Annotated in this window: 21 protein-coding genes; 12 read left to right on the top strand and 9 right to left on the bottom strand. The window is 35.9% G+C overall.

Annotation, left to right across the window (positions count from 1 at the left end; translation table 11 throughout):
• Position 1: 1 nt before the first annotated feature.
• The 3 genes from ACIQXI_RS17690 to ACIQXI_RS17680 all read right to left on the bottom strand — a co-directional run bounded on the left by ACIQXI_RS17690 (position 2) and on the right by ACIQXI_RS17680 (position 2,071).
• Positions 2–409 carry a permease prefix domain 1-containing protein gene (locus ACIQXI_RS17690; protein WP_402927404.1) on the bottom strand — a complete coding sequence of 136 codons (408 nt, stop codon included), beginning with the start codon at positions 407–409 and terminating at the stop codon, positions 2–4.
• Positions 406–735 carry a PadR family transcriptional regulator gene (locus ACIQXI_RS17685; RefSeq protein WP_340821646.1) on the bottom strand — a complete coding sequence of 110 codons (330 nt, stop codon included), beginning with the start codon at positions 733–735 and terminating at the stop codon, positions 406–408. The genes ACIQXI_RS17690 and ACIQXI_RS17685 overlap by 4 nt, the downstream gene beginning before the upstream one ends.
• 145 nt (positions 736–880) lie before the next feature.
• Complete coding sequence (locus tag ACIQXI_RS17680; protein WP_402927555.1) at positions 881–2,071, bottom strand: M14 family metallopeptidase; 1,191 nt, start codon at positions 2,069–2,071, stop codon at positions 881–883.
• Positions 2,072–2,405: 334 nt separating this feature from the next.
• Here ACIQXI_RS17680 and ACIQXI_RS17675 point away from each other — a divergent pair, with 334 nt between their 5' ends.
• A complete protein-coding gene (locus ACIQXI_RS17675) occupies positions 2,406–5,153 on the top strand; it encodes an ATP-binding protein (RefSeq protein WP_402927403.1) in 2,748 nt (915 codons plus the stop codon).
• Positions 5,154–5,160: 7 nt separating this feature from the next.
• Positions 5,161–6,018 carry a CheR family methyltransferase gene (locus ACIQXI_RS17670; protein WP_402927402.1) on the top strand — a complete coding sequence of 286 codons (858 nt, stop codon included), beginning with the start codon at positions 5,161–5,163 and terminating at the stop codon, positions 6,016–6,018.
• 109 nt (positions 6,019–6,127) lie between these two features.
• Here the strand turns inward: ACIQXI_RS17670 and ACIQXI_RS17665 are convergent, their stop codons facing one another.
• Both ACIQXI_RS17665 and ACIQXI_RS17660 read right to left on the bottom strand, forming a co-directional pair.
• Positions 6,128–7,270, bottom strand: coding sequence for a SpoIIE family protein phosphatase (locus ACIQXI_RS17665; RefSeq protein WP_402927401.1), 1,143 nt, complete (start codon positions 7,268–7,270; stop codon positions 6,128–6,130).
• 262 nt (positions 7,271–7,532) lie between these two features.
• Entirely contained in the window at positions 7,533–8,525 is a 993-nt protein-coding gene (locus ACIQXI_RS17660; protein WP_402927400.1) for a hypothetical protein, read from the bottom strand.
• 217 nt (positions 8,526–8,742) lie between these two features.
• Between ACIQXI_RS17660 and ACIQXI_RS17655 the strand changes: the two genes are divergently transcribed.
• On the top strand, positions 8,743–9,999 hold the full coding sequence (locus tag ACIQXI_RS17655) for a GNAT family N-acetyltransferase (protein WP_402927399.1): 1,257 nt from the start codon (positions 8,743–8,745) through the stop codon (positions 9,997–9,999).
• Between the two features lie 19 nt (positions 10,000–10,018).
• On the opposite strand, the gene psiE is transcribed toward ACIQXI_RS17655, so the two are convergent.
• A complete protein-coding gene (gene psiE / locus ACIQXI_RS17650; protein ID WP_402927398.1) occupies positions 10,019–10,468 on the bottom strand; it encodes a phosphate-starvation-inducible protein PsiE in 450 nt (149 codons plus the stop codon).
• Positions 10,469–10,719: 251 nt separating this feature from the next.
• Between psiE and ACIQXI_RS17645 the strand changes: the two genes are divergently transcribed.
• Positions 10,720–10,944, top strand: coding sequence for a phosphate-starvation-inducible protein PsiE (locus ACIQXI_RS17645; RefSeq protein ID WP_402927397.1), 225 nt, complete (start codon positions 10,720–10,722; stop codon positions 10,942–10,944).
• A gap of 435 nt (positions 10,945–11,379) precedes the next feature.
• Here the strand turns inward: ACIQXI_RS17645 and guaC are convergent, their stop codons facing one another.
• Positions 11,380–12,363, bottom strand: coding sequence for a GMP reductase (guaC, locus tag ACIQXI_RS17640; protein ID WP_402927396.1), 984 nt, complete (start codon positions 12,361–12,363; stop codon positions 11,380–11,382).
• Positions 12,364–12,654: 291 nt separating this feature from the next.
• Between guaC and ACIQXI_RS17635 the strand changes: the two genes are divergently transcribed.
• Positions 12,655–13,077, top strand: coding sequence for a VOC family protein (locus tag ACIQXI_RS17635; protein ID WP_402927394.1), 423 nt, complete (start codon positions 12,655–12,657; stop codon positions 13,075–13,077).
• 49 nt (positions 13,078–13,126) lie between these two features.
• Here the strand turns inward: ACIQXI_RS17635 and ACIQXI_RS17630 are convergent, their stop codons facing one another.
• On the bottom strand, positions 13,127–15,076 hold the full coding sequence (locus ACIQXI_RS17630) for a methyl-accepting chemotaxis protein (RefSeq protein ID WP_402927392.1): 1,950 nt from the start codon (positions 15,074–15,076) through the stop codon (positions 13,127–13,129).
• A 236-nt stretch (positions 15,077–15,312) separates the two neighbouring features.
• Here ACIQXI_RS17630 and ACIQXI_RS17625 point away from each other — a divergent pair, with 236 nt between their 5' ends.
• Entirely contained in the window at positions 15,313–15,687 is a 375-nt protein-coding gene (locus ACIQXI_RS17625; protein ID WP_402927391.1) for a VOC family protein, read from the top strand.
• A gap of 104 nt (positions 15,688–15,791) precedes the next feature.
• Here ACIQXI_RS17625 and ACIQXI_RS17620 read toward each other — a convergent pair whose 3' ends face one another.
• The gene (locus ACIQXI_RS17620; RefSeq protein ID WP_402927389.1) at positions 15,792–16,529 is read right to left on the bottom strand and encodes a hypothetical protein; all 738 of its coding nucleotides are present in this window, start codon (positions 16,527–16,529) and stop codon (positions 15,792–15,794) included.
• Between the two features lie 268 nt (positions 16,530–16,797).
• On the opposite strand from ACIQXI_RS17620, the gene ACIQXI_RS17615 reads away from it, so the two are divergent.
• The 6 genes from ACIQXI_RS17615 (at position 16,798) to ACIQXI_RS17590 (ending at position 23,302) form a co-directional block, all read left to right on the top strand.
• On the top strand, positions 16,798–17,964 hold the full coding sequence (locus ACIQXI_RS17615; RefSeq protein ID WP_402927387.1) for an acyl-CoA dehydrogenase family protein: 1,167 nt from the start codon (positions 16,798–16,800) through the stop codon (positions 17,962–17,964).
• Between the two features lie 35 nt (positions 17,965–17,999).
• A complete protein-coding gene (locus ACIQXI_RS17610; RefSeq protein ID WP_402927386.1) occupies positions 18,000–18,869 on the top strand; it encodes a transporter substrate-binding domain-containing protein in 870 nt (289 codons plus the stop codon).
• A 115-nt stretch (positions 18,870–18,984) separates the two neighbouring features.
• Positions 18,985–19,692 (top strand): amino acid ABC transporter permease, encoded by a 708-nt coding sequence (locus ACIQXI_RS17605; RefSeq protein ID WP_402927385.1) that lies wholly within the window; start codon positions 18,985–18,987, stop codon positions 19,690–19,692.
• Between the two features lie 12 nt (positions 19,693–19,704).
• Positions 19,705–20,406 carry an amino acid ABC transporter permease gene (locus ACIQXI_RS17600; protein ID WP_402927383.1) on the top strand — a complete coding sequence of 234 codons (702 nt, stop codon included), beginning with the start codon at positions 19,705–19,707 and terminating at the stop codon, positions 20,404–20,406.
• A 13-nt stretch (positions 20,407–20,419) separates the two neighbouring features.
• Positions 20,420–21,175: an amino acid ABC transporter ATP-binding protein gene (locus ACIQXI_RS17595; protein ID WP_402927382.1), complete on the top strand. Its 756-nt coding sequence runs from the start codon at positions 20,420–20,422 to the stop codon at positions 21,173–21,175.
• Between the two features lie 711 nt (positions 21,176–21,886).
• A complete protein-coding gene (locus tag ACIQXI_RS17590) occupies positions 21,887–23,302 on the top strand; it encodes a YfcC family protein (RefSeq protein ID WP_402927381.1) in 1,416 nt (471 codons plus the stop codon).
• The last annotated feature ends 10 nt before the right edge of the window (positions 23,303–23,312 follow it).

Below are 23,312 nucleotides of genomic sequence, written 5' to 3'. Positions count from 1 at the left end.
ATTACTCGCTCCATTTCTTACGTGACCATACAAAGTACATAGAAAGCGGCCACCATAGTATTGCGAAAATCGGATAGATTGCCCAAATAGTATTTGGGGTGTAGTAAAGATTGATAAAAATAAAGAAGGCTGTGATTAAGCCACTTCCCCATAAGGAAAATTCTAAATTTAACTTTGCCATACTTTTCTTTTGTGGCGCTTTTACGCCTAACTCTTTTTTTAAATCATCGATATCGCCAAATTCAACGATTGCTTTGTTAATGGCATCCTCTTCTTCTTTTCCTTGCTCCATTAAATAAAATACTTTTTCTTCGAGATTTTCGATGATTTCCTGTTTCACCATTTCAGTTTCGTTATTGCTTGGCATGTCTTTAAAAAGCTCATCAATATGATGTTTGATTTTCTTCATTCTAAGCCCTCCATAAATAAATCGATAATTTCTTTTACTTCAGTCCACTCTTTTACAAGTTCACTTAAATAAGCTTTGCCTAATGAGGTAATGCGGTAATACTTTCTTTTACCTCCATGTGATACATCACCATAGTAGGCTTCAATTACTTCCTTTTTTTCTAAACGTTGAAATACGGCGTATAGAGTTGCTTCTTTAATTTGAAAACGATTATTTGTCCGGACGCTTATTTCTTGGGAAATTTCATAGCCGTAGCGATCTTTCTCTAAAATCAGCCGTAAAATAATGGAATCCAAATGTCCTCGGATAATGTCACTTCGAACCATAAGTCACCTACTTAACCTTTATTGCTCTATCTGATGGAGTAATATTAGCAAAGATTACTCTATCTGTCAAAGTAATTAATGGTACTTTTTAGAAAAATAAAAGCCGGTAGCGCAGGAACAGCTTCCGGCGTTATCGGCTTTGTTGTTATAAATATAATCCCGCTAAAAAAATCCCTAGTGCCTGTTGATATATGTCATCGAATTGACTGAGTGGAAGCGGGTTTGTTCCGCTTCCTAGTTCCACTGTAAACCCTGGTCTACGCCAGTCTTGTATAAACCAATCTTTATAGCCTGCATAACTATTTGCTGATTGAACTGGCTCATAACCACTTACTCGGCTAAATTCCTCTACCATTGTTTGTGATTCTGGTGGTTCAAGATTTTCAAATCCCCAATAAATTACTTTGCCTTGCGTGTGGAATGCTAAAACCCAAGCAAAATTACTTCTCCTAGTTAAATCAGCCATGGCAATAGCTTCAGGCTGGGTCAATGGCGCCTCTCCTCCGTAATCCCGTGGTCCTGGTGTCTGAGGGTTGCGAGCACTTTCTAGCTCCCACATCGCAGGGAATTGATCGTTTAAATCAACTCCATTAATATTTGCCTTCCATCCAGAGAAATTTGTGCTGTTATTGTTCCAAGCGATGAGTTTATTTTTTAGCGTTTCATTATCCGGTGGGCCATCAATAACTAAATTGACGCCATCAGGGTTAACCATCGGTACGATAGAAAGTGTTGTTTGCGCATAAAGGGATGCCATGGAGACCCCTCTAATCGTCGTTTGATTTGTTAGTGCTAGTAAATAATCATTTAGGAATGTCATGATAATTGGTGTCGTAATCCATTCATTAGCGTGAAATGAACCGTTATAATGAACGCGCTTTGAGCCGTTGCCAATAAGCATTTCAGGAATTGAGCGCTCTAAAACAGAATTACCGATGGAGGTGTTTTGAAGAAACGGATAGGCTGCTTGTAGCTTTTTAATATCGCTAATCATGATGTTGTAGTCGTAATTTTGCTTGCCGTTTACAAGCCGCCAAGTAATTCTTTGAGGGACTTGAATTGTTTGGCCAATTTGAAGCCGATTTGGTGTAATACTAGGATTAGCAAGCAAAATGGTATCGAGTGGTACATTTTGTCGTTGGGCAATTTGCCATAAAGAATCGCCTTGTTTGATTACATAATTAGCCGTTGTAAATCCAGGAATTTGAATGCGTTGCCCAACTGGAAGTCGTTGAGGATTGAGGTTTCGATTGGAATCTAAAATTAGTTGAAGAGGTATTTTAAATAACTCACTAAAATGCCATAGTGAATCACCAGGTCGTACAAAGATTTCCACCATTGATCTCTCCTTATTTTAAAATCGTTCAATATATAAGATGTATATGAATTGATGTAAAAATATAGTGCCAGGCACTGAAACAATTTCGGTACAATTCTGAATTTTTTTGGGTAAATATTTATAAAGACTTTTTTACGAACAAACTTGTTTTAAATAAAAAAAAATATAGACGAGCTTTGAATAAAAAAGATTAGCTAAAAACCTTTCACAGTAGGGGTTTGTCCTAGATGAATCAGCTAAGCTCAACAAAGCTATGCTCATCTGTTGATTTGAAATCCATGATTATACTGTTAATATATCTATATGACAGGTAGTAAAGGGAGGGAAATCAATGCTTGAAAAATTAAAAATGGGTATTCGCACAAAGATTATCCTTGGTTATATAGTTATTATCCTTTGTTTACTTGCATCAGTGATTATATTAAACAATCAAATTACTTCCCTGCAAAAGGAAAGAAATTTCATTATTAAATACGATTCGCAAATTCAAACACTTACTAATCGTATTGAAAAGTATATTTTAGATATGGAAACGAGCCAACGTGGCTATATCATTACCGGTGATTCCAGCTATTTAGAGCCTTATAATAAAGCTGAAGAAAATTGGAAGGTTGATTTTGATCAACTCTATCAGCTACTAGAAGGTAGAGAGAGCCAACAGCAGAAGTTAAATGCGATTAAAGTTACGATTGAACAATGGATTTCAACTTCTGGTGAACCAACAATACAATTCAAGAAAGAGAATAACACAGAGGCAATAAATGAGTTTTTCAAAGTAGATGTTGGTCGAAAAGATATGGAAACAATGCGCAACCAGTTTGATGCTTTCCGTACAGATGAAAATGCGTACACTCAAAATAAAGCCAAAAAATTGGATAAAATGAATAGTAATTTAACAACAGGACTATTCGGCATACTTGTGCTTGTATCTTTCATCTCTATTGTCATTGCGAGTGGCATATCACGCTCAATCGTTAAAACAATGAAAGAAGTCTCACAAACAATTCGGCAAATGGCTGCTTCAAAAGGTAATTATCAAACAAGAATCCATGTTAAAACGAAAGATGAAATTAGTGATCTTGCAGATGCTACCAATGAGTTGCTAGATTCATTTGAAAGAAGAGAATGGTTGCAAGCTAATCTTGCTGAAGTTGTTACAAAGTATCAAGGGATCTCAGCTATTACGAAATTGGCTGAAACCTTTCTTGCAGAAATGGCACATAAGACACAGTCCTCATTCGGTGCTTTTTACGTTCGGGAAATGCATAATGGCGATGTAGTCTTTGTAAAGAAAGCTGGTTTTGCTGATGCTTGTGATAATGTGGGTATTGAACAATTTAAACTAGGGCAAGGTTTAATTGGCCAGTGTGCGTTAGAAAAACGAGTATTCATTAATCATGACATTGCCGAAGATTATCGTGTCATCGGAACAGGTTTAGGTGAAGCGCCACCGAAAAGTATTTTTATTTTCCCAATAATCTTTGAGGACGAGGTAATAGCTGTTGCAGAATTAGCAACAATGACAGGCTATAGTGCGTTACAGCAAGAATTAGTTAAACAAGTCATCGACACATTCGGGTTAACCGTTAATAGTATTTTAGGTCGCATGGAAATTGTACGACTACTAAATGAGTCAAGAGCGATGACAGAGGAATTACAAGTACAATCGGAAGAGCTCCAAACGCAATCTGAAGAATTACAAATGCAAACAGAAGAATTAACGATGATTAATGAGCAGCTTGAGGAAAGATCAAAAGAGGCTGAAATGAAATCGCAAGAATTAGAGAGAGCGAAAAAAGAATTAGAAGATAGTGCTGAGCAACTTGTCTTACATTCAAATTATAAATCTCAGTTTTTAGCCAATATGTCTCATGAATTACGAACACCTTTAAATAGCATTTTAATTTTATCTGAGATGTTATCTGAGAATGGCAGTAATAATTTAACCGAAGAAGAGATGGAATTTGCAAGAGTTATTCATTCTTCTGGTGAAGACTTACTCGCGTTAATTAATGATATTTTAGATATATCAAAAGTTGAGGCTGGGAAAATTGAAATTATTTTCGATGAAGTCAATATGAGTGAAATGCCGCAACAAATAGAGCAAATCTTTGCTCCGGTAGCGAAGAAAAAAAATCTAGAGTTGCACATCGAAAAAGCACAAAATGTTGCGGATATTTTCTATACAGATGAAAAGAGATTCCAACAAATTTTGAAAAATTTACTATCAAATGCATTGAAATTTACGGAGCAGGGCTATGTTCATGTCGATATTAAGCAGCTTGAACATAATCAGTTAACAACGAATATGCAAGAAGTAAGTGCTGAATGGCTTGAAATAACAGTGTCCGACACTGGTATAGGTATTCCAAAGGACAAGCACCAACTAATCTTTGAATCATTCCAGCAAGCAGATGGTGCAACTGTTCGCAAATATGGCGGAACAGGGCTAGGGTTATCCATCTGTAAGGAGTTTGTAAAATTACTCGGTGGTTGGATTACGTTGCAAAGTGAAGAAGGGAAAGGCAGTAGCTTCACTCTTACTATACCAAGCTTGCCTAATGGCTTAAATGAGACAGTTATTGACTCAACTTATGTGGAAGTAGTAGCTACAATCGAAGATTCTGGGGCAATCGAGGAAGTGCACGAGCAAGTAGATGAAAGCAGTCCAGTTTCCCCGCAGGAAGTAGAAATATTCCAAGGGAAAAATATTTTAATTGTTGATGATGATTATCGAAATATCTATGCATTGAAAGCAGCGCTAGAAAATCGAGGTATGAATATTCTCGTTGCAAAAGACGGATTAGAATGTATAAAGATAATGGAGAAGACTAACGATATCGATCTTATTCTAATGGATATTATGATGCCAAATATGGATGGATACGAAACCATGTCTATTATCCGCACAAAAATGAACCTTACAGATTTGCCGATTATCGCTTTAACAGCAAAAGCAATGAAAAATGATCGCGACAAGTCATTAGAGGCTGGTGCTTCTGATTATATTAGTAAGCCATTAAATTTAGATCAGTTAGTATCGGTATTACGTGTATGGCTAGTTTCTAAAGGGAGTTGAATGAGCTATGGATAATCAATTCCATGATTTTGAGCTAGATCCTCAACTGAATAAACATGCCGAAATGGAAATTGAGCTACTATTGGAAGCAGTTTATCGCTTATCAGGTTTTGATTTTCGGCAATATAATCGCTCTTCTATTTCGCGTCGAATTTATAATCGAATGAGAGTTAGTAATATACCAACGATTTCTCGTGTAATGGAAAAGGTGATACATGAAGAAGATTTTCTAGAACAGCTGTTGAATGATTTTTCAATTAATGTCACGGAAATGTTTCGAAACCCTAGCTTTTTTAAAGCGTTCCGAAAAGAAGTCGTGCCTTATTTAAAACAGTATCCGGAAATTCGCATATGGCATGCTGGCTGTGCAACAGGGGAAGAAGTATATTCCATGGCTATTTTGCTAAAAGAAGAGGGACTAATTGATAGAACGGTCATTTACGCAACCGATATGAATGAGCATGTGTTAGAGAAGGCCAAAAAGGGCGCCTTCTCTATAAAAAAAATGCAGGCCTATACAACAAACTATATGCTTGCAGGAGGTAGTCATGCTTTTTCAGAATACTATAAAACAGACTATCAATATGCTTATTTTCATCCGGAACTATTAAAAAACATTATTTTTGCACAGCATAATTTAGTAACGGATCAATCGTTTAATGAATTTCACGTCATTATATGCCGCAATGTATTAATCTATTTTTCACCAGAATTACAAAGCCAAGTACATCATTTGTTTTATGATAGTCTTAGTGAAAATGGCTTTTTAGGCTTAGGAGATAAAGAAACACTTCGCTATGAAGAGATTATTTCGAAGTATAGAGAAGTAGTATGTGTTGAAAAGATTTATCAAAAAATAAATTAATAGGCTCGCTAAAAGCTAATAAAAAATCCGCTATACTTTCGTCGCAGACATTATGTTAACGTATGTCTACGACAAAGGTGTAAGCGGATTTTGTGCTTTACATTGTTATTTAAATAGCCTGTGCCTGAATCATTAATACACACATATCGTCGGATTGGTTTGCTTGTTTTTCTTTAGGAAGCAGATTATCAATAAGACTTTTTGTGTAATCCCATTTGCTAGAAGTGAGCGTTTGTAGATGTTTTTCGGACTCTATTTCACATGGCCCCATTGCCTCTAATACGCCATCTGTATATAACACGATTTGTATATCTTTTTCATACTTGATTAGTTGCTTTTGTACTTTTATTTCATCAAAAAAGCCGACAGCACAGCTTCCTTGATTTAACGGAACTAATGTTGTGTTATCAACAAGGGCGTACCCAGAAGGATGTCCAGCGTTTACGTATTCAACCGTTTTTTGTTCAGTATCAATCACTATGTAAATAGCTGTAAAGTAATGAATATTTTCTTCTTTCGTGTTTTGAAGAATGGCCATATAACGATTAAGTTCTTTTATAACCAATTCGGGTTCTACTAGCTGTTTAACAGCCTCCCTGAGAACGGACGAAATAAACATGCATACAAGTGCTGCAGAAATACCGTGGCCCATCATATCGAGCAAAATAACCGCATAGCGATGATCGTTAATTTTGTACCAATAGTACATATCCCCAGCTAAATTAGAAGAAGGTAGATAGGACACCTCGATTTGAATATGCTCTTCATGTATCGGTGCACTTAATAAACTGCGCTGTACATGTGTAGCTAAATCAAGTTCATATTGGATTTTCGCTTCATGCTCTGTATGCCAATCTAACTCGGCCTTTAGGCGAAGTGCAACACGAATTCTGGCAAGAAGCTCAGTCTTATTGATAGGTTTTGTAATATAATCAACCCCCCCAATATCGAGCGCTTCTGCAAGTTTGTTTTTATCTTCTAATGCCGTTACAAAAATAATTTGAATATCTTTTAATTTGTCATTTTGTTTAATGCGTTTACAAGCTTCTATCCCATCCATTTCAGGCATCATAATGTCTAATAGTATTAAATCTACCGAACTACCTGCGGGATTTTTAGCATCTAACTGAAGGTAATCAAAAAGCTCAAACGCCGATGAGAGAGAAACACAGTTATCATAACCTGCATTTTTTAAAATTTTTTCAATTACGAATAGATTGACTTGGTTGTCATCTACAAGAAGAATTGTCATAGTTTTTACTCCTTATTCTGCTTGAACATTGATGAAATGCAGATTATAAATTGTATTTAAAAATACGCTCACCTTCAATATTATACAAAACATTAAAGATTTACGGTGTTTTAACGATTTTAAGTTATATTGTACTAGGGAATGCGATTCTTTTTTATTAGAGAGGTCTAGGTGCTTCATAGGTGAAAGTGATTAATGAATAGTGAAAAAATGACAAAATAGAGAAAAAGTCTAAATTTATTATTATAACAAGGTATTGCCTTTATTGAACTTTTGCTTTTTTAAAACCACTATAAATATCAAATACACTTGCTCCAATGGTAATAACGATACAGATGAATAGTAGGCGATCTAGAGAAAACATCATTTTTGCTGAGGTCGTCTCCAAAATAGCCGCCATATAAGGAATCGCTGCACTATGAATTAAACTAGGTTGGTTCACCATAAAAATAACAATGCCAAAACATTGAAGGGCCGCACTTGTGATGGCAATGGGCATCGTCCATTTTCTAACCTTCCATTTATAAAGTGTTAAGACCATGCTGACTAGTAGCCAACATAAAATAATCGGTTTAAAGGATAACAGAATATCTTGGTTGAATAGGGGCATGACAAAGCGTAAGCCACTTCTATCATCCGATGAGTATATTCCTATAAGATTGGAAGCATTAAAATAAAAAAATGTAAAAAGTCCGAGCCCTAAAAGACTAAGGACAATATCACTGATTGGTATATGATTTTTTTGACGTACTATTAAATCTTCTGGTGTCCAGTCTTGGTTTTCTTTAATAAAGGGAAGATAAATTTTAGCTTTGTGATAACGTTCCATAATAATAAAAACAATCGTAACCCAGAACAGTACTTGGAATATGACTGCAAACAAGTTGGCAATGGTAATAGCCAATGCTTGAATAATAGTCATGACTAGACTTTCATCCCCTGGATAAAACCAAATACTTTTTACAAGGTGAACTATCAATGTAATAAGTATTGCCCAAGGAATAATTACTTTGATTGTCTGCAAGTAGGAACGGTATACTTGAGGGCCAATTAAATAATTCGGCCCATCTTGATAATTCAAAGCAAGCTGTGCAGGATCACCAAGTTTTAATAGTGCTTCTTTTACCTCTGATTCTGTATAATCAGCCGGTAACATTTCCTCAATTGTCGATTGTAGCTCATGTTTTATAGCATCTCGTTTATTTTTAGCAAGCTTTCTAATCACTTCATAAATATAGGCATTAATCAGATCCACCGTTGTCATCCTCCCTTAGTTATATAGCTCATAAAACGCATTAGATTTGGAATAAGCCTTGTCAATTATTAGTGGTGATGCATGCGCCATGCTCGAGATTTTATTGTGCTTACTTGTATCATACAGTATGTATTGCGTTGTGGTAATATATGTTATTAATAAGCGTTGTAATTAATGTAAATGCAAGCAGACCATTTTGACCAATAGGAGGGTGTAAATGCGAATTGTAAAGAAATTAATGCAGGAAGAAGAAATAGTAAAGTACGTAAATATTGTGATGGCAGCCTATCCCGGGGCAGTAGAAGCGACTCAACAAACACAAGAGCGATTAATATCAGTCTTTGCGCATAACATGAGCAATGAGCCATCTATTAATTATTATGGGTTATGGGAGGACGACAACTTATTGGGGTGTATGCGTATCCATGATTTTGAGATGAACCTATTTTCAAAAATAATCCCCATTGGTGGAGTTGGTCAAGTTGCTGTTGATTTATTACATAAAAAAGAGCGTGTGGCCAAACAACTAATCGATTATTTTTATGAAATTTTTTTAGAGAAAAATGTCCACATTGTTGCATTATATCCCTTTAGACCTGATTTCTATAAAAAGATGGGCTTTGGTTATGGACCGATCATGCATCAATATTTCATAGAACCTTCAAGTTTTCCGAAAGGGCCTACAAAACAGCATATTAAATATTGTAATGCACAACATCAACAACAACTGGCAGACTGTTATAACAGAATTGCACGTAAAAAGCATGGCATGTTTTTGAAAACAACATCCGAGTTATCCACTATTTTTAAAAACCCACAAAACTATATTATTGCAGTTGCAAAGGATGAAACTGTAGAAGGCTATGTAGTGTTTTCATTTAAAAGGCAAAGTGACAGCAATTTTATGCTAAATAATCTCGTGATAAAAGAATTTATATATGAAACACCAGAGGCTTTATTAGAGCTTAGTACGTTTATTAATAGTCAGGCAGATCAGGTGCAACGTATTGAATGGAATACGCAAGATAACAATATCCATTTCTTTTTAGGCGATGTCCGAAATGGCTCCAATCATTTAATTCCAAGTGTCTATCATGCAAGTTCGATTGCAGGTATAGGTTTAATGTATCGGATAATTAATATAAAAGGTTTCCTTCAGGAGCTAAAGACACATAATTTTAATAATAGCCATTTGACCGTTAAACTTACTGTTAGCGATTCGCTAATAGCAGAAAATAATCAGTCTTTTATGCTTAAGGTAGTAGAAGGCTATCTAGAGATACTCGAAATGGAGAGTTATGATGTAGAGATGCTCATTGATATAGCAGAGCTTTCTTCACTGATGATGGGTGTTGTCACGGTTCAAGAGTTATTTATGCTTGGTAAGGTCAAGCTAAGTGATAAACGTTATTTACAAGCATTGCACAAACTATTCTTTGTACATGAGAAACCAATGTGTATGACAGCATTTTAAAAATGGGAAGTGCACGATACTAATCTTTTTTTGTTAGTATCGACGAGCGAACAGGTCTTTCTAATGGGGTAATATTAATAATAAAATAGCTAATGATTAATATTAAAATAATGAGCGCATAGATTAAAGTGTTAATGGGATGATCGTGTTCAACGATAATCAATCGAATCATGGCTGTTATCCCTATATATATAAAGTATCTTAGTGGGAAATGGTAATCCTCTTTAAAATACTTAATAATCATCGTAATAAATTCAAAATACAAAAAGAAAATAAGTATATTGGCGAGGAAAAGTTTGTAATCACTAGTCCCTCCTACTAATAATATGTTTAGAAAATCTATTAGCTCTTTCATCAGTAGGAAAGCTAATATAAAGGCTAACAATACAAGGCATACATTGAGAAATAATTGTAAAGATTTGGGTACAGCTTTTACAAGTTGTAGATACGTGTTTTGCTTTTGACTCATGATATCCCTCCATTTTCTTATTTAACAATAATAATTATTTTATAGGATATGAAGAAAACATTAGAAAGAGAATAGTGACTGCCAAAATAATTGTTACTATTTCGTGTATTTTCAATATAACATGTCAACGTAAACGGGGAATACGCAATACTGTAAATTCCTGTATAGTATTGTAAAAGAAAGTTTTTAAAAAATTTTGGCGTTATGCTAAAATAGATGTGCATGAATATAAAATAAAAGGGGTTTTTTAAATGGCAAATGCAGCAAAAAATGATGCGAAAATTACACCTGAGCGTTTAGAAGAAGCGTTAGATGTTCGTGACCGTCTTATTATTGAATTACTAGTAAAAGTACTTGATGAAAAATTAATCATTGAACGTCCTGTATTACGTGAGCGCTTAGGAAACCTAGTTGAGCTTGCAGATCATGATGCAGAACTAAAAGAAACTTTACATGCAGTAATCAACAAGCTGTAAAAACTATTTAAACCAATACGTACTTTATTACGAGTATGTAAAACTGCAAGCTCCATCACTATGTATTTAGTGTAGGAGCTTGCTTTTTTTGTAGGCAACTTTGGCGATTACAAGTCAAAGCAGACATCAACCCCATCCGACGCATAGAACAAGATATAACTTTAAAAGTGGACAAGGTTGTTAGCCCAACTACTACTATGCATTATTCTAGATTAGAAGCAGGCACTAGTTGATGGTAGTGGAGGCGGTGACTCCTGCAGGAACAGCACATAGCGTAGACGCAACAAGCCCGCGCGACAGCGACGGTTGCGGTTTACGGTATGCCCGCGGAAAGCACCGCCATAGCAAAAAAGTGTTAGATTGATGGCAGTCAATCTAACACTTTTTCTTTTTAACCTATATGGGCTTATTGTTAATTTGTCGAGCGAATAAAACTTAGTAAACTTTATCGCCGTTAAAAATTGAATTTTTAACAATTACGTAATCTACATTACGAATAGCTTCTAGCTTAGTGCCACCTGCATAAGAAATAGAAGATTGAAGGTCTTGTTGCATTTCAGTTAATGTATCTTGTAGGCTACCTTTGTGTTCTACAAACATTTTTTTACCTTCAACATTTTTCTTTTCACCTTTTTGGAATTCAGAAGCAGAGCCGAAGTATTCTTTTACTAGTTTGCCATCGATTTCAATCGTTTGACCCGGTGATTCTTCGTGACCTGCAAATAAAGAGCCGATCATGACCATTGAAGCACCGAAACGTACAGATTTCGCAATATCGCCATTTGTACGAATACCACCATCAGCAATAATTGGCTTAGTTGCTGCTTTTGCGCACCAGCGTAGTGCAGCAAGCTGCCAACCACCTGTACCAAAGCCTGTTTTGATTTTTGTAATACAAACTTTACCTGGTCCAATACCAACCTTCGTTGCATCTGCACCAGCGTTTTCAAGTTCGCGTACAGCTTCAGGTGTACCGACATTACCAGCAATAACAAAGCTATTTGGTAAATGTTTTTTAATATGTTGAATCATACGAATGACAGCGTTTGAATGACCATGTGCAATATCAATTGTAATAAATTCAGGAACTAGATTAGCAGCTGCTAACTCTTCTACAAATGCATATTCCTCTTCTTTAACACCAACACTAATTGAAGCAATTAGGTTACGGCCTTGCATATCTTTAATGAATTGAATACGTGTTTCAGGATTAAAACGGTGCATGATATAGAAGTATCCGTTTTCAGCTAGTTTAGCTGCAATATTTTCATCAATAATAGTCTGCATATTAGCAGGAACTACAGGTAATTTAAATTTATGTCCACCTAAAGTAACAGATGTATCACATTGTGATCGACTTTCTACAATACATTTTGCGGGAATTAGTTGAATATCCTCATAGTCAAATACGTTATCCATTATATACACTCCTAAAATACGAATATTTTTAAATGTTTATTTTAAATTGTTCGCCATTTGGTAATTTACATGATTTTTAATGAAAAGTCAAAGATTTTATCAAAATAAATAAAAAATAAGCATGAGGAGACAGGAAAGTGACTAAAACTAAAGAATAATAATTTTCCTGAAAGTATAATATGTGGGCAATAACGTAAAGCTATACATGATTTGCTATGAATAAAACTAGCGTATCGTTCTGAATGTAACGTACAATATAATTGTTTCACAAACGGCGGAGGAGTGGTGTAAATGGCAGTAGAGGTGTATTTAATTTTTAATGGCAATTGTAGAGATGCAGTAGCATTTTATGAGCAAGTGTTTCATACGGAAAAAGCTGAAATTATGACATTTGGTGATGCACCGCGTGATCCAAATCATCCATTACCAGAAGGTACTGAAAATCTTGTGATGCATACGCGTTTATCAATTTTGGGGAGTACGGTAATGTTTTCAGATACATTCCCAGGCTCACCATATACAATTGGCAACAACGTAACTTTGGCTGTTGTGTCAGACGATGAAGCGCAACTGCGACAAGCATATGAGGGGCTTAAAGAAGGCGGTAAAGTAACAATGGAGCTACAAGAAACATTTTTTAGTAAATGTTACGGTGCTCTTACAGATAAGTTTGGGATTGAGTGGCAGATTAGCTATGAAGAAAAAGCGAAATAATAGAAAGAAGCACGATGAACAGAGGAACCCTTTGATCATCGTGCTTTTTTTAATATTTAAAACGACTGACAAAGTCTTGCAATTCGTCGGCCATATCGAGTAAAGCTTTGGCAGCTGACGTCATTTCCTGCATAGAAGACAATGTTTGTTCAGTTGAAGCAGCCACTTCCTCAGAAGCGGAGGCATTTAATTTTGCATGGTCAGATAGTTCAATCGCAGTAGCAGTCACTTCTTCTACTACGGCTGAAATTTCCTGGGCAGAAGCAGAAATACCTTCCATTTTCGGTGCAATATTACGCAAGCTTTCCGTAATACTAGCGAATTTTTCACTTGTATCTGCAGATAACAGTAAGCCTTCTTGCACATCTGAAGAAGCTTTAACCATTGTCTCAACAGATTTAGCAGTATCTTGTTGAATCCCTGAAATAAGTGAAGAAATTTGCTCAGCCGATTCATGTGATTGTTCAGCTAATTTTCTTACTTCATCAGCCACTACAGCGAAACCTTTGCCATGCTCACCCGCTCTAGCAGCCTCAATCGCAGCATTTAGGGCAAGTAAATTCGTTTGATCTGAAATAGCACTAATAATTTCTAAAATAGAACCAATTTCTTTTGTGCGATCATAAAGAGACTTAATCATTCTGTCTGATTCTGTAACGGATGCATTGATTGAATTCATCTGGTTGACCGTCCGCTCAACAGCTTGTCCACCTTCTTCTGCCTGCACAATTGCGTGGCTAGAAAGATCGGTAACTTGCATGGCGCTATCTGCTACCTCAACAATTCCTTGCGCGATTTCTTCAATAGAAATTGCATTTTGATCACTACCTGTTGTTTGTCTTTCCGCACTAATTGCAACTTGTTGCATCGCTTGTGCCACTTGTTCCGAAGAAGCGATATTTTGTTCTGCATTAGCGGATAAACCATGTGCGGATACTTGCACATGTTGTACACTTCGATCGACATTGCGAATAAGTTTTTTCAGATTAACTTTCATAGAAACGAAAGCCTCGCTAAGTTGACCGATTTCATCGTTTGAATGAATGTCGATAAATTCCGTTAAATCGCCTTCACTAATTGTAATCGCGCTATGTTTCAGTTGATTAATCGGATTGACAATAGATTTTATCATCATCAGCATAAACATCACGCCAATAATAATCGATACGACAATGATGATTAGGTTGATATTAAATGTTGAAGCTGCTGCTTTTGTTGCTTCAGCAGAGAACATTGTACCAACAATCTTCCAACCTGTAATGTCGTTGGTCATAAACTGTAGTTGTTTATCTTCTTCTACAATCGTGCCACTGTCTTGCTCATAGACTTTTGAAATATAACTTTCAGTAGCCTTAGAGCCACTTTCTTTATCATGTTGGGTAATATACGTTTCATTGTTATCCAAAAGGGAAGCAAAGCCTGTTTTTCCGATATGAATATCGTTTGTAATGTCACTTAGTGTAGATATATTAAGATCTAAACCGATGACGCCTGAACCATCTGGTAAAGCTTGTGTAATGGTAATAACCATGTGGCCTGAAGCCTGTGAAGTATAAGGAGCTGTTATCGCTACCTGTCCCTTATTATTTAAGGCTTGTGTATACCAAGGTCTTGTGCGAGGATCAAAATCTTTCGCATATTGTTGTACAGGCTCATCGACAATCTTCCCATCGCTAGTGCCGAGATAGACGAGCTCAACCTCTGGGTGCATATTTACGTATTCTTGTAAAAGTGATTTAAGTTCAGGCACTTTACTGTCTTGTAAATAGGAACGATTAATTTTTTTTGTGAAATATTGAATGTCTTCAATTTTTGGTTTAATAGTACCTGTAATATTCGTATCAAGCATTCGAATACTTTCGGTCGCACTTGCCTGCTGTTCCTTAGAAATTTGCTTCTCCGCACTTTGGTAAGAAATAATACCAATTAACAATGTTGGGATGAGAAGGATTGCTAAGAATGAAAAAATGAGCTTTTTTCGTAAACTTAGTTTTGTCACTTGTGTTATCCTCACTATAATATTATTATTCTATACATTTCCCGAGTAGGTAAATAATAGACGACTAGCTCATTTTAACAAAAATAAATTAAAAGTTAAGTCTTTTAGTTTTTATTTTTAGATAATTAACATAAATATAGTTCGTCACTAGATTTCACTGTAAAAGAAATATTACTAACAGACATATAAATTTATTATTTGTTGTATACTATTGTTCAAAAGAGGAGGGATTTTTCATGATTAAACAAATTGGACAAGTAATGTTATATGTAAACGATCAAGATGCAGCGGTCGCGTTTTGGACTGAAAAGATTGGCTTTGTGGTAGTGGCTGATACGACAGAGGAAGGAATGCGTTGGATTGAAATTGCGCCTACGAAAAATGCGCAAACATCATTCGTACTACACAATAAAGAAATGATTGCAAAAATGCAGCCTGAATTGAATTTAGGAACACCTTCTATTATGTTTTACGCCGATAACATAGCTGAGATGTATCAGGATTTCCAAACGAAAGGAATTAAGGTGGGTGATTTAGTATCGATGCCAATTGGTCAAGTGTTTAATTTTGCCGATCACGAAAACAATTACTTCGCTTTAGTTGAAAAGTAAAAAAGGGGACTTTTAAGCATCCCCTACTAAAATCCGTTTTACTTTTCACTAGAGGAAATGTACGCGGATTTTATTTATTTTTTAGTAAGCACGCAAAAAACTTTTTATGTTAAATCCTCGCCATAGATGGCTACAGTTTGACGGTCAACGACAAATTCTTGACCACTCCATTTTAAAATGTTTTCAACATACCCTAAACCATCCGCATGATATTTGCCCGCGATCTCCTGATAGGCTAATAGTTCATAGGTGCCATCGCGATCATAATCAACAGGATATAATCCACTAATAGGATCAACCCAGCCTTCTATCGGTTGCTTCAATGTACCATCTTTATTATAAATTTCAGCCAAATATTCAGGACCTTTATATTGTAAATCGATAATATATTGTTTTTTAGGGTTTGAGCTTTGAACAGATGCTTTGTAGTTGTTTAAGTAATTGACGGAGTAGGTATGTTTATTATTAAATGACTCGGTATCGAATATTGAACGCATTTTGCCGTTTATTGAGGAAAAGATTTCACCATTAATAATTCCACCACTACCACCAGTATCAGAAATAACAAGAATATCTTCTATATGATTTCCAGTAAAATCACCAAGGAAAATGGTTGGATTATAGCCGACGTTTTCCTTTAACCCAAGTTGTTCAAATTGTCGTGTTTGTCCGTAAAAAATAACGAGCGTTATGTTTTTCCATAGCGGGCTATCTGGTGTTTTCGTGCCCATTAAAAAAACTGTTTCAAACAAGCCATCACCATTAATATCTCCAAATTTTGTTTGAATAATTTGAGGAGTCATCTGTGTGATGTTTAAAGACGGATTTATAGAATTGGTCATTTATACACCTCTTTCTTAGTGTTAGCATATGTTTTGAATACAGCTTGGTGCATAAAGCAAGGCAAAAACTAATACCTATAATACTTACAAAAAAACTTGTAATTAGCCCATTGACAATTCATTATGTTGAAAGTATCATAATGTCAATGAATCAGAAAATTCAGTACGAAAGGTAATCTCGCTACGAATTGTAGGTAGAGATTTTTTTATACCATTAATTCTTAGTAAATATATATGTTTTATATAATTTAGGAAGAAGGAGATTTTTTTGAAAGAGTTATTTATTAAAACTGAACGCCAGCATTACTGGTTGGGGCAGCTTGCATCCATTGCAGATGCTATTAAGGCGGAAGCTGTAGAAGTCGATGAGCAATCGCGCTTCCCGTTTGAGGCACATAAACGACTATTGCAAATTGGCTATCCAAAACTAACATTGCCGAAACAATATGGCGGAGAGGGCTTGTCTGTTTACGATATGGTAGTCGTACAAGAAACACTTGCGAGTTATGATGAAAATGCCTCACTTGCGCTTGGATGGACACTGGGTGTTGTTGGGGAGATATATGACAAGAAACTCTGGGCAGAGGATATTCTCCAACAATTTGCACAAGAAGTACAAAAAGGCGCTATTATCAATCGCGCTGTCAGTGAAGTAGCAACTGGTAGTCCTACACGTGGAGGCCGCCCTGCTACAAATGCTATTTCGACAAAGGATGGTTGGTTATTGAATGGCCGTAAAATATTTACGACCGCATCACCTGTCCTCGATTATTTCTTAACTTCTGCATGGATTGAAGAAAAGGGGCAAATTGGCTTCTTCCTAATTCATAAAGATGTAGCGGGTCTTTCAATTGAAGAAAACTGGGAAATGTCTGCAATGCGAGGTACTAGCAGTCATGATCTAGTGTTAACAAATGTCTTAGTCCCGACAAATTATTTAGTAGAACTGCCGAATCATCCAAGCGGTGGCAAAATTAACGGCTGGATTTTACATATCCCTGCAACATACTTAGGGATTGCGCAGGCAGCAAGAGATTATGCACTGCATTTTGCTAATCATCATCAACCAAATAGCTTAAATGCGCCCATTAGTACATTGCCGAATGTACAGCAGTTACTAGGGGATATTGAATTAAAGCTGCATCAGGCACGTTTTGTACTTTATGGAGTAGCTGAGGCTTATGATGATCCAGCCAGACGCGACACTTTAACAAATGAAATGGCGGTTGCCAAGCATACGGTAACAAATATGGCGATTGATATTGTCGATAAGGCAATGCGTGTCGTTGGCGCAAAAAGTTTACAGCTTACGAATCCATTACAACGCTATTATCGCAATGTTCGTGCAGGGTTACATAACCCGCCAATGGATGATATGACAATAATAAAACTGGCGACAGCTGCGATTGAGCAGCAGAAATTATCAGAACTTTAATAATAAAATCACTTGTGATGAAGGGGAAATGACATATGTTTAAACATCAGAAAAGATTATTTCAATTGGCGGCATTAGGATTGGCTTCACTAGCTTTATTAGCAGGATGCAGCTCTGGTGAAGCAACGAAAAATGAAACAGAAGATGGGGTTAAAGTACGTACTGTAAAGGTTGCATACGATCAAGCATCGAAGCCAATTAGCTATATCGACGATAAAGGCAATGCAACTGGTTATGATGTAGAAGTAATGAAGCTAGTAGATGAATTATTACCAGAATATAAGTTTGAGTATGTTGGAACTACAAGCGACGATTTATTAATCGGTGTAGAGCAAGGAAAGTACCAAGTAGGTGTGAAAAATGCATTCTTTACACAAGAGCGTACAGAGAAGTTCATTTTCCCTAAAGAATTTTTAGGTTTAAGTAGTGCAGGTTTAGTGCTGCGTAAAGAAGATGAAGGTGTAAAATCATTAGCTGATTTTGCCACAAAAGGCTATTCCTTAGCGCCGATAGCAGCAAACAATGCGCAGTATACAATTATCGATGAGTACAACAAAGCTAATCCTAATAACCAAGTAAAATTACAAGCTGGCGATGCATTTACTGTCGATGTTGTGCAATGGGTTAACGAAGGACGCGTTGATGGCGGTGTGATGATTGAAGGTCCGTTTAAACAGCAAGTATTAGCCGATGATGGCGCTTATCATAATTTAAAAGATGAAGTTGTTTACAACGAATTTGCAGTAATTAAAACATGGCCATTGTTCAATAAAAAAGAACAAGAATTTGCAGATGCTTACGATAAAGCAATTGCCCAAATTAAAGAGCAAAAGAAAACAAGTGAATTAAGTAAAGAATTTTATGGCCGTGATTTATTTGAAGTGTTAGAAAACGTAAATCGATAATTTCCTAAAGGCTGCCTGAGTCGTGATACTCAGCAGTCTTTCTTAATAAACGGAGAATAAAGGCATTGTTTTATGGTTGCCTTTAGTAAAGATATTGATAAAGTTGGTGAGGAAAATGGAGAAGTATTTTGATGCATCGTACATTTGGAACGCTATTCCCTTATTATTGCCGTTTTTAAAAATAACTTTTTTAGTTGCCGGTTCTTCCATTGTATTAGGTACATTTTGTGGTTTGCTATTAGCTATTGCTAAATTAAGTTCAATACGAGTGTTACAAAAATTAGCGAATTTATATACGACGATTATGCGTTGTACACCTTCAATCGTCTTATTATTTCTTGTTTATTACGGGGTCCCTGCATTAGCAGAAAACTTTGGTGTAAATCTTCATGCGATTGAAACAGCTTTCTTCGTTATCGTAACGTTCACATTGCAGTTTGCAGCTATTATGTCTGAGGTCATTAGATCAGCGTATTTGGCGATTAACAAGGGACAGTATGAAGCGGCTGTCAGTGTAGGATTAACGCCATTCCAAGCGTACCGACGTATTATTTTCCCCCAAGCACTCGTTATTGCATTGCCGAACTTCGGTAATGGCATGATTGCGCTATTACAAGAGGGGGCATTAGCGTACACAATTGGTCTAATCGATATCGTCGGCAAAGCCAATTTAATTATTGCTAGTAATATTAATGCACATGCACTCGAAATATATATTGCACTGGCGCTTGTCTATTGGGTGCTATCGATTATTATTGAAAAATTCTTTGCTATGGTAGAAAAGTTTTTTGGCAAAGGGAAAAGAACATTAGAAACAACGTAAGGAGGCGTAATCATGAATTATCAGTTTTTAGTGGAGACCTTTTTTATAGCATTATCTGGTGTACCGATTGCACTCCTTGTAACAGTTGTTGCTTTGCTGGTTGCTCTGCCACTAGGTTTTTTATTAGCACTCACACGCATTAATAAAATTCCAGTTATTCATCAACTAGCAAAGGTATATGTATCCTTTGTTCGAGGTACACCGATTATTATTCAAATATTCATTATTTATAGTAGTATTCCACTCATCCTAAAAATGATTTTTGAAAAATACCATATTACCTATGATATTTATAAAATCAATCCAATCTGGTATGCGTTTATTGTCTTTGCTTTTAGTACGACGGCTATTTTAATCGAAGTCTTTCGCTCTGCACTCGGTACGATTGACAAGGGCCAGTTAGAGGCAGCGCATGCGGTCGGGTTATCGACATTTCAAGCCTATCGAAGAATTATTATTCCACAAGCTCTAGTCGTTGCGATGCCGAATATTTGTACAGCTACAGTGAACTTAATCAAAGCGACATCATTGGGATATGCCATGTCTTTACCAGAAATTACTTTGAAGGCGAAAGTGGCGGCCAATGTTGGCTACAATTATGTAGAAGCCTATCTTGATATTTTTATTGTCTATTTAATATTGTGCAGTACGGTAGAATACTTGTTTAAGCGATACGAAAAACATTTGAGCAAATACAAAATGGCACATGCCTAAGGGGTGTATCAACATGTTGAAAATCAAAAATATCCATAAATCATTTGGCAACAATGAAATTTTAAAAGGTGTCGACCTTTCGATTGATAAAGGAGATGTCGTAGTTATTTTAGGGCCGAGTGGCTCCGGTAAAACGACATTATTGCGTTGTATTAACTTTTTAGAAAAGGCTGATCAAGGGCATGCGACATTTGGGAATATTGATGTGGATTTTCAAAATGCCAAGAACAAGGATATCCATGCGATCCGACAACGCGTCGCTTTTGTCTTTCAAAATTACAATCTTTTTACGAATAAAACAGCATTAGAAAATGTTACAGAAGGGCTTATTATTGGGCGGAAAATAGCAAAAGCTGAAGCCATTGAAATCGGCAAAAAAGCACTCGATAAAGTGGGGTTATCCGAAAAATATGATGCTTATCCAAGTCAGTTATCAGGTGGCCAACAGCAGCGTGTTGGTATAGCTCGTGCCGTTGCTTTAAATCCCGATATTATTTTATTCGATGAACCGACCTCTGCGCTTGATCCAGAGTTGGTCGGGGAGGTGCTAGCAGTGATGAAAAACATTGCAAAGGAGGGCACGACAATGCTTGTTGTAACGCATGAGATGAGTTTTGCAAAAGATGTAGCAAACCGTGTGATCTTTATGGATGGTGGTGTTGTTGTGGAAGAGGGGAGTCCTCATGAAATTTTCGTTAGTCCAAAAGAGGAACGGACGAAGAAGTTTTTAAAACGTGTAACGCCAGAGGATTATACATTTTACATTTAGGGTGCATTGTGCTGACATGGCCTTTACATTATAGATAGTTAAGAAAATATTGCTAAGTTCATAGAGAAACTAGAAATCTGCTTTGACGTTGAAGGTCAAGCAGATTTTTATTATTTTCATATATTAAAAATGGGTAGATGGCACAGAATGTGGCAGTAAAAGTTAGTAGTATAAATGTATAAAAATACATATTTATACATTTTATCTATTGTTCATTTATGGTGATGAATGATTTGTATTTAGTTTTAAACAGGTGGATTGCCAAAATAATGAGCCAGTCATTTATTTTTTAAAATAATAGATTTTTAATAAAAATAAATTAATTTTTAAATGATAAAAAACATAAATAGGATGTTCATAGTACTCGAGCTTTATAGTATGTGGGGGAAGAATAATAGATAACTAGGTGATGCATAAGCAATATAATGACGAGATTATAGAAACTGAGCGTCAGAAGTAGGACAATTCTCTAATTGATTAATGTAGTAGATTTTCGCTGTAATGTGTATAAAAAATTTAATACTTTATAAAACAGAATTATCAAAAAATATTGACATTTAAGTTTTAATTTTTTATATTTTTACTAATATATTTCCGTTTATCGGAATATATTTCCGTTTAGCGGAAAAGGGGGTGGAGTAGATTTCTTGTCGCATGTAGCAAGTTTCTACTTTTGAAATGTTTATTTTACTAATGTAAAGGGGAGAGAGAATGGCAAATCTACAAGAAGAAAATAATAATGTTGAAGAGCCGAAAATGAAAGGTATTAATGCGTTCGTTCTAATGTTTATCATTATTTTAGTAATGAGCGCTCTTACCTATATAATTCCTGCGGGCCAGTATGATCGAGTAGAGAATAATGGACGGATGGTTGTGGATCCAGAATCATTTCACTATATTGATTCAAGTCCAGTCGGTTTTCTTCAAATATTTAATAGTGTCCATTTAGGATTGCTAGAAGGTGCCTCCATTATTTTATTTGTATTTCTATTTGGTGGAGCACTTGGTATTATGCAAAAAACAGGCGCAATTGATTCTTTTATTAAAGTAATGGCTTCTAAGTTTGGTAAGAAGGAGTACGTGTTAATTCCTATTCTTATATTAATCTTTGGTAGTTTAGGAACGTTAATTGGTTCTGCGGAGGATACGTTAGTTTATATTGCGATTATTATCCCGTTAACAATGGCGCTTGGAATGGACGCAATTACAGGATTTGCAATCGTAATGCTCGGGACATTAGCAACTGGATTTACATCTGGGATTACCAATCCGTTCAATATCGGGGTTGCCCAAACAATTGCTGAGTTACCAATGTATTCAGGCATGTCGTATCGAATTATCGTATTCTTTGTTTTTTATCTTTTAACGGTTATTTATATTATTAGGCATGCTAAAAAAGTTAAAAATGATCCTTCTAAAGGAATTTACGGTAAATTTAAGCCTGAAGAAAGTGTTGAAATAGACTTAAACTTTAAAATGAGTGGACGCCACTTTTTAGCATTGCTTGTCTTATTGGCGAATTTTGTCGCATTAATTGTTGGCGTTATTAAATTTCAATGGTATATCAGTGAAATTGGTGGCGTGTTCTTATTAAGTAGTATTATTATGTCGATTATTTGTAAAATGAGTCCGAATAAAATGGCTGAAGGCTTTATTTCAGGCGCTCGAGATATGGTTGAGGGTGCTTTAATTATCGGATTCGCACAAACGATTTTAGTTATTACAACAGCTGGTGGTTTAATTGATACGATATTACACTTCGTAGCGAATGCAGTAAGTGTACTACCAGCTTCTATAAATGCGGTAGGTATGTTCTTGCTACAACTGTGCTTGAATTTCTTGGTACCTTCTGGAAGTGGTCAAGCTGCCTTAACGATGCCAATTATGACACCGTTAGCAGACTTAATTGGTGTATCAAGACAAACAGCGGTATTGGCATTCCAGTTTGGAGACGGTATTTCAAACATGGTTATTCCTACAAGTGGTGTATTGTTAGCAGGTCTAGCAATCGCAGGTATTCCATTCTCTAAATGGTTTAAATGGGTGTTCCCATACTTCGCCATTCAAACAGGATTAGCTATAATTTTATTAATTATTGCTCACGTTATGAATTACGGGCCATTTTAACTAAGTAGAA

Origin of the sequence: Lysinibacillus sp. NPDC097195 (genome assembly GCF_044762075.1) — a bacterium.
Lineage (GTDB): Bacteria > Bacillota > Bacilli > Bacillales_A > Planococcaceae > Lysinibacillus.
The sequence above is the reverse complement of the archived record's forward strand: the minus strand, read 5'-3'. Positions and strand labels throughout refer to the sequence as shown.